Annotated in this window: 13 protein-coding genes; 5 read left to right on the top strand and 8 right to left on the bottom strand. The window is 74.4% G+C overall.

The genetic code is table 11. From position 1 onward, the window contains the following. The first annotated feature begins 45 nt into the window (after positions 1-45). Positions 46-561: a hypothetical protein gene (locus tag ACIBO8_RS16765; RefSeq protein WP_396116106.1), complete on the top strand. Its 516-nt coding sequence runs from the start codon at positions 46-48 to the stop codon at positions 559-561. A gap of 65 nt (positions 562-626) precedes the next feature. Here ACIBO8_RS16765 and ACIBO8_RS16760 read toward each other — a convergent pair whose 3' ends face one another. Then, the gene (locus tag ACIBO8_RS16760) at positions 627-1,469 is read right to left on the bottom strand and encodes a sigma-70 family RNA polymerase sigma factor (RefSeq protein ID WP_396116105.1); all 843 of its coding nucleotides are present in this window, start codon (positions 1,467-1,469) and stop codon (positions 627-629) included. 253 nt (positions 1,470-1,722) lie between these two features. Here ACIBO8_RS16760 and ACIBO8_RS16755 point away from each other — a divergent pair, with 253 nt between their 5' ends. Next, a complete protein-coding gene (locus ACIBO8_RS16755) occupies positions 1,723-3,252 on the top strand; it encodes a DEAD/DEAH box helicase (RefSeq protein ID WP_396116104.1) in 1,530 nt (509 codons plus the stop codon). Here ACIBO8_RS16755 and ACIBO8_RS16750 read toward each other — a convergent pair. Genes ACIBO8_RS16750 through ACIBO8_RS16735 form a run of 4 tightly spaced genes read right to left on the bottom strand, consistent with a single transcriptional unit; the run spans position 3,249 to position 7,512 of the window. After that, positions 3,249-3,620: a VOC family protein gene (locus ACIBO8_RS16750; protein ID WP_396116103.1), complete on the bottom strand. Its 372-nt coding sequence runs from the start codon at positions 3,618-3,620 to the stop codon at positions 3,249-3,251. The two genes, ACIBO8_RS16755 and ACIBO8_RS16750, sit on opposite strands and share 4 nt — an antisense overlap. 18 nt (positions 3,621-3,638) lie before the next feature. Further along, complete coding sequence (locus ACIBO8_RS16745; protein ID WP_396116102.1) at positions 3,639-4,163, bottom strand: YceI family protein; 525 nt, start codon at positions 4,161-4,163, stop codon at positions 3,639-3,641. 35 nt (positions 4,164-4,198) lie between these two features. Further along, entirely contained in the window at positions 4,199-6,850 is a 2,652-nt protein-coding gene (locus ACIBO8_RS16740; protein WP_396116101.1) for an ATP-binding protein, read from the bottom strand. 17 nt (positions 6,851-6,867) lie between these two features. Beyond that, entirely contained in the window at positions 6,868-7,512 is a 645-nt protein-coding gene (locus ACIBO8_RS16735; protein ID WP_396116100.1) for a hypothetical protein, read from the bottom strand. A 17-nt stretch (positions 7,513-7,529) separates the two neighbouring features. On the opposite strand from ACIBO8_RS16735, the gene ACIBO8_RS16730 reads away from it, so the two are divergent. Further along, positions 7,530-7,709 (top strand): hypothetical protein, encoded by a 180-nt coding sequence (locus ACIBO8_RS16730; protein ID WP_396116099.1) that lies wholly within the window; start codon positions 7,530-7,532, stop codon positions 7,707-7,709. 3 nt (positions 7,710-7,712) lie between these two features. On the opposite strand, the gene ACIBO8_RS16725 is transcribed toward ACIBO8_RS16730, so the two are convergent. From ACIBO8_RS16725 to ACIBO8_RS16715, 3 genes are all read right to left on the bottom strand, one after another. Further along, positions 7,713-8,753 carry an App1 family protein gene (locus ACIBO8_RS16725; RefSeq protein WP_396116098.1) on the bottom strand — a complete coding sequence of 347 codons (1,041 nt, stop codon included), beginning with the start codon at positions 8,751-8,753 and terminating at the stop codon, positions 7,713-7,715. A gap of 105 nt (positions 8,754-8,858) precedes the next feature. After that, positions 8,859-9,551, bottom strand: coding sequence for a hypothetical protein (locus ACIBO8_RS16720; RefSeq protein ID WP_396116097.1), 693 nt, complete (start codon positions 9,549-9,551; stop codon positions 8,859-8,861). A 169-nt stretch (positions 9,552-9,720) separates the two neighbouring features. Continuing rightward, positions 9,721-10,068: a hypothetical protein gene (locus ACIBO8_RS16715; RefSeq protein ID WP_396116096.1), complete on the bottom strand. Its 348-nt coding sequence runs from the start codon at positions 10,066-10,068 to the stop codon at positions 9,721-9,723. Between the two features lie 76 nt (positions 10,069-10,144). Here ACIBO8_RS16715 and ACIBO8_RS16710 point away from each other — a divergent pair, with 76 nt between their 5' ends. After that, positions 10,145-11,005, top strand: a complete 861-nt coding sequence (locus tag ACIBO8_RS16710) for an NAD-dependent protein deacetylase (protein WP_396116095.1) — start codon at positions 10,145-10,147, stop codon at positions 11,003-11,005. 193 nt (positions 11,006-11,198) lie between these two features. Continuing rightward, positions 11,199-12,215, top strand: coding sequence for a LacI family DNA-binding transcriptional regulator (locus ACIBO8_RS16705; RefSeq protein WP_396116094.1), 1,017 nt, complete (start codon positions 11,199-11,201; stop codon positions 12,213-12,215). The last annotated feature ends 130 nt before the right edge of the window (positions 12,216-12,345 follow it).

Genomic DNA, 12,345 nt, shown 5'->3' with positions numbered 1-12,345 from the left:
GGCCCTTGCCGTTACGTGCGGCCTGGTGCCGGGTTGAACCGGGTCATGAACCACAACCACCCGTTCCGGCGTGCCGGCGCCCTGATCCTCGTCGCCGTCGCCGCCCTCGCCTTCACCTCCGCCTGCTCCGACGACAGTGACGCCCCCGCCGGCAACGCCGCCGCGGCCGCGGCCGGCGGCCCCGAGCCGAAGACCCTCGAGGGCGCCAAGGCCGCCGCCCAGACCGTGTTCGACCGCTTCAGCGGCGGCGACTTCGGCGGCGCGTGGGAGATGTACACCGCCGCGGGCAAGGCTGCCATCAGCAAGGCCGACTACGTCAAGCTCAACGAGGCGTGCTCGCGCAAGGGCCTGGCCATCCAGCTGACGAGCGCCCGCATGGAGGGCACGGACAAGGCTGTCGTCATCGCGAAGCAGCTCGTCGCCGCCCAGTCGTACACGATGGTGTACGAGCAGAACGCCTGGCGGCTCGAGCCGGCCAAGGAGGGCCTGGCGCTCTACGCCAAGGGCGCCGACAAGGCCATCGCCATCCAGAAGAAGGCCGGTACCTGCGCCAACGCCTGACCCCGTCGACGCCGCGAGGCCCGGTCACCGCACGCAGGAGCGGTGACCGGGCCTCGCGCGCGAGCTCAGGCCGCGACCGGGAGGCCGTCCGGCCCGGTGACCGCGAGCCGGTCGCGCAGCGTGCCGCGGGTCGCGATCTGGTCGAAGTACGCCGCCCGCCGCCGCGCCACGCACCCGTCCTTGGCCGTGGCGGCCAGGCTCGGCTCCAGGTGGGTGTTCAGGCCGTCCTTCAGCAGCGACAGCGCCTCGGCCCGCAGCTGGGAGACACGCGACTCGGTGACGCCGAGATCGGTGGCGATCTGCGCCATCGGCCGCTCCTCGAAGAAGTAGCCGACGATCACGGCGCGGAGCCGGTCCGGCAGCACGTCCACGGCGTGCCGCAGGTAGCCGAGGCGCTCGCGGCGGATCAGCATCTCCTCCGGCCCGGCGCTCGGCTCGGTGACCATGTCGTCGGCGGCCGCGGTCGCGAAGCCCTGCAGGCTGAACACCACCGCGCGCTGCACGTCGTCGTCCGCCGCCTCGATGTCCTCGACCGTGCAGCCGAGCCGCTCGGCGACCTCGGCCACGCTCGGCGTGCGGCCCAGCTCGGCCGTCAGCTCCTGGCGCGCCGAGTCGGTACGGCGGGCGCGCTGCCGCACCGAGCGGCTGGCCCAGTCCAGCCCGCGCAGCTCGTCGAGGAGGGCGCCCCGGACCCGCGCCGCCGCGAACCGCGCGAACGGCACGCCCCGGGAGTCGTCGAAGCCGCGCGCCGCCGCGACCAGCGCCGCGTAGCCGGCCGAGAGCAGGTCATCCCGGTTCACGTGGGCCGGCACCCGGGCGAGCATCTCGCGGACCAGGTGCCCGACGAGCGGCATGTGCGCCCGTACGGTGTCCTCGCGACGGCGGTCGACCTCAACAGCACCGCTCATGGGTGGTCTCCTCCGGTACCTGGCCGGGTCGGGGGGAGACACCGGCACTGAGGAGAAACGGTGCGATCCGCCGGGTGCATGACGGGTCACAGTCGGGTGCAGCGGGGTTGCGGTCGGCGGGCGCGTACACTTGATCTCGCGGTCACGACCAGTTCTGCCTCGGGCCGCGTACGGATCGACCACCACGCGCCGCGACCCGTGAGGTCTGCGCCGGGCAGGACGACCCCTTCAGACGTTCGGAGTTCTCATCTCAATGCCCTCTTTCACCGAGCCCTCGTTCACCGACCTCGGCGTGCCCACTGAGCTCACCGAGGTCCTCGCCGGCCTCGGCATCACCACCCCGTTCCCGATCCAGGCCGCGACGCTGCCCGACTCCCTGGCGGGCCGGGACGTGCTCGGCCGCGGCCGCACCGGCTCGGGCAAGACATACGCGTTCGTCCTGCCGGTCGTGGCCCGCCTCGCCCGCTCCCGCACGCCGCGCCGTCCGGGCCGGCCGCGGGCGCTGATCCTCGCGCCGACCCGCGAGCTCGCCACCCAGATCGACGCCACCCTCGCCCCGCTCGCGACCGCCATGGGTCTGCGCACGCTGACCGTCTTCGGCGGCGTCGGCGCCAACCCGCAGATCAAGGGTCTGCGGGCGGGCGTCGACGTGCTGGTCGCCTGCCCCGGCCGGCTCGCCGACCACCTGCAGAGCGGGCACGCGAGCCTCGACTCGGTCGAGATCACCGTGCTGGACGAGGCCGACCACATGGCCGACCTCGGCTTCCTGCCGGTGGTCCGGCGGCTGATGGACGCCACCCCGCGCGACGGCCAGCGGATGCTCTTCTCCGCCACCCTCGACGGCGGCGTCGACGTCCTCGTCAAGCGCTTCATGACCAAGCCGGTCACGCACCACGTGGACGCGGCCGCCGAGGCTCCGGTCGAGATGGCGCACCACGTCCTGCACGTACGCCACGACGACCGCTTCCCGGTGCTGGTCGACCTGGTCGCCGCCCCGGGCCGCACGGTGGTGTTCACGCGTACGAAGCGCCGCGCGAAGACGCTGACCCGCCAGCTCGTGGCCGCGGGCGTGCCGGCGGTCGAGCTGCACGGCAACCTCGCGCAGAACGCCCGCAACCGCAACCTGTCGGCGTTCTCGGACGGCAGCGCCCAGACGCTGGTCGCCACGGACATCGCCGCGCGCGGCATCCACGTGGACGACGTCGCGCTGGTGATCCACGCCGACCCGCCGGTGGAGCACAAGGCGTACCTGCACCGCTCGGGGCGTACGGCCCGGGCCGGCGCGCAGGGCACCGTCATCACGTTGATGACCGACGACCAGCAGGGCGACGTTCGCGACCTGACCCGCAAGGCGGGCATCAAGCCGACGACCACGAAGGCGCGGCCGGGCGACGCCCTGCTGGCCACGCTGGCGCCGGGCGAGCGCAGCTTCACCGCTCCACCGGCGCCGGTCGCCGCAGAGGCCGCCACGCCGGCCGGTGGCACGCGCACGGGTCGTCCGCGCCGGGGCCGCGGGGCGAGCCGGCCCACCGGTGCCGGACACGACCAGGCCGCTCCCGCCACCGGCGGTGGCCGCGGCCGGGGTCAGTCGGGCGGCCAGTCGCAGGGCGGCCGCGCCCAGACGTCGCGGGGCGCCCAGCCGGCCCGCGGTCAGGGCGGCGGGCAGCCTCGGGCCCGGCGGTCGGGCGGCACCGGATCGACGCCCGTGCACACCACGCAGTCCGGCGGAGGGGCCGCCGCGTTCTCGGCCGGCTCCCGTGTCGGCGGGCGCCGGGGCCGCTAGACCGGCGGGCTCTTCAGCAGGCAGAATTCGTTGCCTTCCGGATCGGCGAGGACGGTGAAACCCTCCTCGCCGGTCTGGCCCACGTCGGCCCGGCGGGCACCCAGGGCGAGCAGCCGGTCCACCTCGGCCGCGTGGTCGCCGTCCGGGCTGACGAGATCCGGATGGTTGCGGTTCTTGCCGGACTTCGGCCCGGCCGACGCCTGCAGCCACACGGGCAGCGACCCGGGCAGTGCCTCGTCCGGCGGGTAGAGCTTGGCGGAGCCGTCGTCACCGGCCTCGACGCGGTAGCCGAGCGCCGCCGACCAGAACCGGGACATCACGTCGATATTCCGCACGTCGAGCGTCCACTGGGCGATGCGACTGGTCATCGACTCCCGGTACCCGGCTCAGGCGTGGGTCACACAACAGTCCACGACCACCGCCACCTGCCGGCCGATGATGCCCCGGCCCGCCCGGACGCCGGCGGCGACCCGGTCGACGGTGGCGGTCGCCCGGAAGCGGTAGCCGTCCACGGTCGGGGTCACCTCGGCGATCGTCAGGCTCATCGGCGCGGACCCGTCCCGGACGCTGAGCACGCCGTCGAGCCGGACGCCCTGCGCGGTGCGGGTGATGCCGGAGCTGCGGAACCCGATCTCCGGGTACGTCTGCGCGGCGAGGAAACGCCGGCCCCGGACGTCCCGGTCGCGGCGGGGGTCGTCGGTGGTGAAGGAGGCCGCGTCCAGCTCCACCGAGGCGGTGGACCGGTCGGGTTCGGCGGCCACGACCACCGTCCCGGAGCGTACGGCGAACGTCCCGTCGACCGGTTTGAGGCCGAAGGCGTGGGTGGCGGTGAACCGGACCGTCGAGCGGCCGGCGTCGATGCGGTAGGTGCCGGGCGTGATCGCGCCCTCGCGGCGCACGGTGTCAGTCATGCCCCCGAGCCTCGTCGGCGCAAGCCCGGAAAGCCTCAGTGCCAGTGCTGAGAAACGGTACGTAGCCAGGCCGCGACCTGAGTCCGGTTGGTCAGCCCCAGCTTGGCCAGCAGATTGCGCACGTGGGTCTCGACGGTCCGCTCGGACAGCACCAGGTGCTCGGCGATCGCCCGGTTCGCCAGCCCCTGGGCGACGAGTTCGGCGATCTCGCGTTCGCGGGCGGTCAGGACACCGGCCTCGTCCACCAGCTTCCGCGCCTCGGCCGAGATCCGGGCCATGCCCAGCCGGCGCGCGATGGCCCCCGCCTGCCCGGCCGCGTCGCGGGCCCGCTGCCGGTCCCCCGACGCCCCGCGCGCCACCAGTGCACGGGCCTGGCCGAGCCGGGCGTGGGCGAGGAACGGGGGCGACCCCGCCTCCATGGCCACCGCGGCGTCCAGGTGCGCGACGGCCGCGTCGTGCTCCCCCAGCCGGGAGGCGATGGTCCCCAGCACTCGTGCCGCCGCGCCGTAACAACTGGTCGTGGTGTTCAGGTAGAGGTGGGCGTAGCGCGCCGTCCGTTCGTAACACTCCCGGGCCACCGCATGGTCGCCGAGCGACGAGGCGAGTTCTCCGGCGGTGACGAGGATGTACGTCCGCTTGCCGTCCGCGGGCAGGCCGGCCAGCGCCGGCCGCAGGCACTGCCAGCTCTCCGCGGCGATGTCCGCGATGCCGGCGTCCATCGCGATCCGGCCGAACTGCGCGGCAGCGATCGGCACCTCGTGCATCACCGCCCGCAACTTCACCGCCTCCGCGAGAAAGCGTTCGCTGCGTCCGGTGTGGAACGACAGGTCAGCGGTGAAGGCGTGGAACACGTCCGCCGCGGCCCGGTCCTGCATGCGCACGGCAAGTTCCCGGGCCTCGAGAGCGAGCCGCTCGGCCTCGCTGAAGCGGCCGGCGAGCAGCGCCCGCGTCGCCCGGGCCCGCAGCAGGTGCCAGCGGGCGAGGGGCCAGCCGAGCCGGTCGGTGAGCGCCGAGAGCCGGGTGGTCTCCGCATCCACGGCCGCCTGGTCGCCGGCCATCAGGTGCAGATCGATGCGCCAGTTGCGGGCCCACAGCTCCGCGTCCGGCAGGCCCAGCGCGCAGCCGCGGTCGGCGAGGGCGTGCGCCTGCTCCGGATCCTCGTACGGGTCCACGACCTGGTGACGGGCGTGCACCGCGGCGGCCACGTCCTGCGGAGCCCCGGACCTCTCGGCCAGCGCCATCGCCTCCGCGCTGATGGCATGGGCGCGTTCCAGGTCGCCCGCCTCGGCGAGCTGGAACGCGTACTGGGCGAGGACACGAGGATGGCGGCCGGCGAGGGCCAGCGCCCTCTCGCAGAGCACCAGCACCGCGGGAGTGGCGACGCCGCGCACCACCAGGGCGGCCTCCACGGCCAGCGCGGGGTCGCCGGCGTCGAGCACGGCCGCGCAGTCGGCGGTCGCCAGGTCCAGGCTGCCGTCGGCGTACGCGGCCTGGGCGCGGGCGAGCCGGTCGGCGGGGTCCGCGCCGAGGTCGGCGGCGTGGCCGTACCAGCGCACGGCCTCGGCGAAGTCGAGCCCCCGGGTGGCCGCGGCCGCCGCGTGCCGGCAGGCCGCCACCGCCGCGGCGACGGATGGCGGGTCGACCGCGGCCCGCACGCGGTGGCGGGCCACCTCGGCGGGCTCGGCGACCGGTTCCAAGGCGTCGGCCAGGCGGCGGTGCCACGCGATTCGCTCGCCGCGGGCGAGACCGGCGTAGCGTGCCTGCCGGACCAGCTCGTGCGCGAACCGCAGGCGCGCCGGCCGCCACGGGTCCTCGGACAGCACGCGGGCCTCGAGGGCTTCGGCGAGCAGGTCGTCGACCGCGTCCGGCGCGGGCGCGGCGGCGCGCAGCACCGCCACGTCGATCTCCGCGCCCAGGGCCGCCGCGCCGCCGAGCAGGTCGCGGCATTGCGGGCCGAGGTCCGCCATCCGGCGCTCCACCAGCCGCTGCAGCTCGGCCGGGAAGTCGACCGGCCCGGCCGGGCGGCGCAGCCGGTCCGCGCGGATAAGGCGGCGCACCACCTCGCGCACGAACAGCGGGTTGCCGCCGGTGAGCCGGTGCACCTCGGCGGCCCAGGAACCATGGACCGGCCCGGGCGCCCGGTCCGCCAGCCAGGCGCCCACCGCGGCCGGGCTCAGCGGCTCCAGCCGCAGCACCTCGGCGCCGGGCAGGTCGGGGGCCTCGCGGGCGGTGCCGACGACGAGCAACCGCGACGACGAGATGTCGGCGCAGAGCAGCCGGAGCAGCGCCAGGGAGGCGGCGTCGGCCCAGTGCAGGTCCTCCAGGACGAGCACGAGGTGGCCGGCATCGCTCAAGGCCCGCACGGTCCGCTGAGCGGCCCGGAAGCGGGTCGCTGCCGGAGTTTCCCCCTCGGCGGGTGTGGCGGTGAGCAGATCCGACGGTACGGGCGCAGCCTCGAGCAGGCGCAGCCACGGCCACCATGCAGGAGCGCCCTCGTCGGGCACCGCACGCCCGGTCAGCACCGTGGCACCGGCCGCCGCGGCCCGCGCCACCGCCTCCTCGACCACGGCCGTCTTGCCGATCCCGGCCTCGCCCGTGACGAGCACGGCAGCGCCCGCCCCGGCGGCCGCGGCGGCGCGCAGCCGGTCGAGGGCGACGACCTCGGGCACCCGGGCGACCAGACCCACGCCGACAGCGTAGGCCCTCAGGGGATGCGGACGGCGATCTCCTGGCCGAGCCGGTGGCCGTCGCAGAGTTCCAGGTCGTCGCCGCTCCAGAAGCGGCCCGGGTCGTACCAGTTGGGCTGCTTGCCCCGGGGCAGCAGCCCCATGTCCTCGTAGGTCACCGCGACCACCTCGGCGCAGTACGCGGTCTCCAGGTCGTTGTCGGTCTTCTCGCCACGCTGCCACGGCAGGCGCAGCTGCGGCACCCGGCCGCGGGCCCAGCGCCACGCGAGCTGGGCGGTGGACGGGAACGGCGTACCGTCCAACCGGGCCACCGTCTTGAGCGCCTTGTCCTCCATGGCCGGCGTCGCCGGCTTGTCCAGCTGGCGCAGCCAGCCGCGCTGGCCGTAGCGGTGGGCCCACACCGTGACCGCGTCGCGCAGGTCGTGCAGCTGGACGCCGCGCTGGAAGGTCCCCGACCACAGGTCCGGCAGCGATTTACCGAGCTCGGCGTGCCACATCAGCGGCGGCATGTCCTCGATCACGATGGACATGCCGACGTGGTTGACCGGGCTGTTGGTCATGGCCTGGATCGCGCGGTCGGGTCCGGAGCGGCCGCGGAACAGCCAGATGTCACCCGTACGCGTCAGATCGATGGCCTCTTCGAGACTGATGTCGGCAACCACGTGTCTATCCTCGGCAGATGCGTTGGTGGAAAGTAGCGGGACTGGCCGGGCTGGCAGGGGTCGCCGCCACGGGTGCGGTGCTGGCACGGCAAGAGCGTAGGCGGCGGGCGTACACGCCGGACGAGATCCGGGAGCGGTTGCACGCCCGGGTCGCGGAGGCGGAGCAGAGTCCTGCCACGACGGCGGACGAGGGCTGACGGTCAGACAACGTCGGCGTCCCGCAGCAGCGACCACAGGCCCGCGCCGTCCGGTGCGGAGAACCAGGTCTTGCCGCCGGAGCCGACCGCCTCCGCCTGACCCGACGGGCCCGGGATGGCACCGGCCAGCACGGCCTGGGTCGGCGACAGCCGGCGGATCGCGACCGCGGCGACGTTGTCCGGGTGCGCCCGGGCGAACTCGGAGTAGATCTCCTGGTCGTGCTGGCCGTCGTCGCCGATGAGCAGCCACCGGATGTCCGGGAACTCGCTGGAGAGCCGGGCCAGGGTGTTGCGCTTGTGCTCCTGGCCGCTGCGGAACCAGCGGTCCGGGGTCGGCCCCCAGTCGGTCAGCAGCAGCGGTCCCGCCGGGTAGAGGTGGCGCGACAGGAAGCGGGTCAGCGCGGGGGCGACGTTCCAGGCGCCGGTCGACAGGTAGAAGACCGGTGCGCCCGGGTTCGCCGTGACGAGCCGCTCGTAGAGCACCGCCATGCCCGGGACGGCCGTACGCGCGTGCTCGTCGAGGACGAACGTGTTCCACGCGGCGAGCAGCGGGCGGGGCAGGGCGGTCACCATCACCGTGTCGTCGATGTCGCTGATGACGCCGAACTTGCTGGCCGGATCGACCACCCGGATCGGCGCCTCGACCGGCTCGGCGCCCTCGGTGACCAGGCGGACGCAGCTCCAGCCCGGCTCCAGGTCGCCGGTGACCCGGGTGTCGACGTAGCCGCTGCGGTCCGTGCGCGTCTCGTGGACCCGGTCGCCGATCTGGATCTGCACGGCGGCGTTGTTCACCGGAGACGTGGTGAAGCTGCGCCAGCCCCGCACCTTCTCGAGCTTCTTGCGGGCTTGCGTACGGCGGGTCAGCACGACCCGGGCCATGACCCGCGCCCAGCCCGGCGCGCCGTACCCCGTGTACGCCGTGATCACCGGCTGCCAGCCGCGCTGCCGCAGCCGGCGTTCGACGATCTCGTGCACGGCGTCCTCGATCCGTGCGGCGTGGTGCAGCCGTACGGCGGGCAGCCCGCCCGCCGGGGTCCCAGACACTTCGGCCTCCTGCTGTCTCACGTCAACGCCCCTGTGACGGTACCTGGCCTGCCTGTATCCCGCGTCTCAACGGGTGAACGGCCGGCGCTGGTCCACTCTGGAGCGTCAGTGCACGGCCAGGGTGGCGGCGGGGCGGGCGACCGGTTCGGCGGGGCTCCACTGCCCGGCACGCCGCGGAGCGTCCTGCGACCGTACGTCGCGCCCGGCGCGCAGGCGTGCGGCCACCGCCTCCGCACGAAGACTGCGCAGGGCCGCGGCCGCCTTCTCGGCCTCCGTCCACGCGGCCCGCTCGCGCTCGGTCGCCGCCCGGTACGCGGCGAAGCGGTGCTCGCGGACGGCCCCGCGCAGCGCGGTCTCCTGGGCCACCGGGTGCTTGCGGGGATTCCACCCGTCGCGGTGTGCGAGGACCTCGTTGAGCTGGCCGATCGACAGCTCCTTGTGGCGGCAGGCGGCCAGCGCGGAGCGGTGCAGGAAACGCGTTCGGTCGGCGATCTCGGCCCGGGTGCGCCGCTGCCTCAGGACGGGAAAGGCCGCTGCGGCGGTGCACCGGCGGGCCACCTGGTCGGCCCGGTCGAACGCGGCCCACGCCTCGTCGACCTCCTCCTGTGCGCTTTCCCAGGCCAGGCGCCGGCGCAGGGCGGTCTCGGCGGCGAGTGCCGCCGCCGCCGCGACCTGGTCGGCATAGCGGTCGGCGTCACGCAGGGGCGTGAGGTCACGGCCGGGCGCCGCGCTTCTCGACGCTCGGCGCGGGACGGCGAAAGCGGCCGTCGCGGCGGCGACGGCGAGCAACAAGGTCATCCAAAGGACGGCAGCGGTTTCCACGGTTGACACCGGCTTCTCTCGTGCGTCGGGGGGATCGCTTTCGGTTGTGGGAAGGACTTCGCCGGTACGCGTACGGCGTCCGGCACGGGCCGCAGGGGCGCACGCGGCGGTCCCCGTGAGCGGCACGGGTCATGGTTGGGGTGGCTCAGGCGAGCGGCGGGCCGCGACCGGCGAAGGGCCGCTGGACCACGCCGGCGGGGCGCGGCGCGTGGCGGTCGCAGAGCGGCGTGGGCTCGGCCCGGTCGGCGGAGAGGACGACCGGGGCGGGGTCGGCGGCGGGCTCGGCAGGAGCCGCCTCGGCGATCCGCTCGGTGACGGCGCCCCGGGCCGGCGCATCCACGGTGGTGACGACCACGGCGGGGGCGGGCGGCTGGGGCGCGGCGGCCAGGGCGGGGGCCGCGAAGGCCAGGGCGATCAGCGCCAGGCCGGTGAGGAACTGCAGCAGGCGGCGCCCGTCCCAGAGACGGGGAAGCAGGCGCGCGACGACAGCCACCCGATCAACTTACCGTGATCCGCAGGTCCGTGCACAGATCGCATCGACTGAGTACTTCGTCCCACTCCGGCGGGTGATGGCGGCGAGGGACGATGGAGGGGTGGAACGAGTGGACGAGCTGGCCGGATGGGTCGGCGACGGCGGCGTGGTGGTGCTCAGCGGTGCGGGGCTCTCGACCGAGTCCGGGATCCCCGACTACCGGGGCCCCTCGGGTGCCGCCCGGCGCGCGACCCCGATGACGTACCAGGCATTCACCCGCGATCCGGTGGCCCGCCGCCGGTACTGGGCCCGCAGCCACCTGGGCTGGCGCACGATCGGGGACGCCCGCCCCAACGGCGGTCACCGGGCGGTCGCGCGCCTGCAGGAGCTCGGCCGGCTCGACGGCCTCATCACCCAGAACGTCGACGGGTTGCACCAGGCCGGCGGCGCGCACGGCGTCGTGGAGCTGCACGGCAACCTCGCCCGGGTGATCTGCCTCGACTGCGGCCACCGTACGGACCGTGCCGAGCTGGAGGAGCGGCTCGACGCCGCCAACCCCGGCTTCGCGGCCGCCGTGTCCGCGGTGAACCCGGACGGCGACGTGGAGATCGACGACGCCGAGCTGGACGGCTTCACGGTGGTGGACTGCCAGGCGTGCGGCGGCATGCTGAAGCCGGACGTCGTCTACTTCGGCGAGACCGTGCCGCCGGAGCGGGTCAGCCGCAGCTTCGAGCTGGTCGCCGGGGCCCGGACCCTGCTCGTGCTGGGGTCCTCGCTCACCGTCATGTCCGGCCGCCGGTTCGTGCTGCGCGCCGCCAAGGACGGGATCCGGGTGGCGATCGTCAACCAGGGCGTCACGCGCGGCGAGCCGTACGCCCAGCTCGTCGTGGACGCCCCGCTGGGCCGCGTCCTGCCGGAGATCGTCAGCCGGATCGAGGACGCCGCCGTCCGGTTCTGAGCCACCCGTCCGGTCGACGGCGGTCGATATGCACCCTTTGACGAGAGCGCTCTCACGTGGTTACCGTCTCGAAACCTAAATAAAGACGTCGACGCGTTGACGTGACCGGGGTCACCGGAGTTTACTGCCGGAACCGGTCCCGAAACCGGTTCCGAACCTGCGGTTCACCGCGTCGACATCGTCGGAGGACACGTTGCCGATCACCATCGCCGATGTGGCGGCCCGGGCCAAGGTCAGCAAGACCACGGTGTCCCGCGTCCTCAACGGCAAGGGTGAACTCGACGAGTCCACCGCCGCCCGCGTCCGCGCGGTGATCGAGGAACTGGGCTACGTGCCGAGCTCGCGCGCCGTCGGGCTGGCCCGCGGCCGCACCCGCGTCGTCGGCATGCTCGTGCCGTCCCTCACCTGGCCGTGGATCGGCGAGGTGCTGCAGGGCGCGGTCGACGTGCTCGAGACCGAGCGGTACGGGCTGCTCCTGTTCACCTGCAACCGCGGTGAGGAGTCGATGCGCCAGTTCGGCGCGCAGGTGTCGGCCAAGAGCTTCGACGGGCTGCTGGTGATCGAGCCCGAGGGCACCCTGGACTACATCGCCACGCTGCACGCCCGCGGCCTGCCGGTGGTGCTCATCGACGACCGGGACGTGCAACCCGGCCAGATCCCGAGCGTGGGCACCACCAACTTCACCGGCGCCGGCGCCGCCGCCCGGCACCTGCTCGAGATCGGCCGCCACAAGCCGCTGGTGATCGCCGGTCCGGAGCGCTTCGGCTGCACGGTCCAGCGCCTCGAGGGCTTCGCCACCGAGTTCGCCGAGGCCGGCCACCCGATCCCCGCGAGCCACCTGCTGCCCGGCGACTTCACCATCGCCTGCGGCTTCGAGGGCGTGAACGCCGCGATCGAGGCGGGACTCGACTTCGACGCCGTGTTCGCCCACAACGACCTCTCCGCCACCGGCGCCATGCAGGCCGTGCTCGACAGCGGCCGGCGCATCCCGCAGGACGTCGCGGTGGTGGGCTTCGACGACATCCCGCTGGCGGCGCACACCCAGCCGCCGCTCACCACCGTGCACCAACCGTTGCGCGAGATGGGCGAGGCCGCGGCACGCACGCTGCTCGCCCACTTCGAGGGTTCACCCCTGCCCAACCGCCCGACCGTCATACCCGCCACGTTCATGGCCCGCGGCTCCACCGGAGCCGGCCCGGCCACCGGCTGAACACCTCTCCGCCCGTCCGACCACCCCGCCACCACCCACAAGCGGACTGAAGACCGACCTCTCCCGCCGGCCGCCTCGGCGTCCGGCCGCACCGCCACCCCTACCGAGAAACCGCTCTCACTCGCCGGAC

This window comes from Actinoplanes sp. NPDC049681, from assembly GCF_044465265.1.
Taxonomy (GTDB): domain Bacteria; phylum Actinomycetota; class Actinomycetes; order Mycobacteriales; family Micromonosporaceae; genus Actinoplanes.
This window is presented reverse-complemented; position numbering and strand designations above follow the sequence as displayed.

What these genes read in the sequence shown, in the direction of transcription:
- ACIBO8_RS16755 (WP_396116104.1), top strand. Translation starts at nt 1,723, where the DNA reads ATGCCCTCTTTCACCGAGCCCTCGTTCACCGACCTCGGCGTGCCCACT.
- ACIBO8_RS16720 (WP_396116097.1), bottom strand. Translation starts at nt 9,551, where the DNA reads ATGACCTTGTTGCTCGCCGTCGCCGCCGCGACGGCCGCTTTCGCCGTC.
- ACIBO8_RS16710 (WP_396116095.1), top strand. Translation starts at nt 10,145, where the DNA reads ATGGCGGCGAGGGACGATGGAGGGGTGGAACGAGTGGACGAGCTGGCC.
- ACIBO8_RS16765 (WP_396116106.1), top strand. Translation starts at nt 46, where the DNA reads ATGAACCACAACCACCCGTTCCGGCGTGCCGGCGCCCTGATCCTCGTC.
- ACIBO8_RS16750 (WP_396116103.1), bottom strand. Translation starts at nt 3,620, where the DNA reads ATGACCAGTCGCATCGCCCAGTGGACGCTCGACGTGCGGAATATCGAC.
- ACIBO8_RS16745 (WP_396116102.1), bottom strand. Translation starts at nt 4,163, where the DNA reads ATGACTGACACCGTGCGCCGCGAGGGCGCGATCACGCCCGGCACCTAC.
- ACIBO8_RS16760 (WP_396116105.1), bottom strand. Translation starts at nt 1,469, where the DNA reads ATGAGCGGTGCTGTTGAGGTCGACCGCCGTCGCGAGGACACCGTACGG.
- ACIBO8_RS16730 (WP_396116099.1), top strand. Translation starts at nt 7,530, where the DNA reads ATGCGTTGGTGGAAAGTAGCGGGACTGGCCGGGCTGGCAGGGGTCGCC.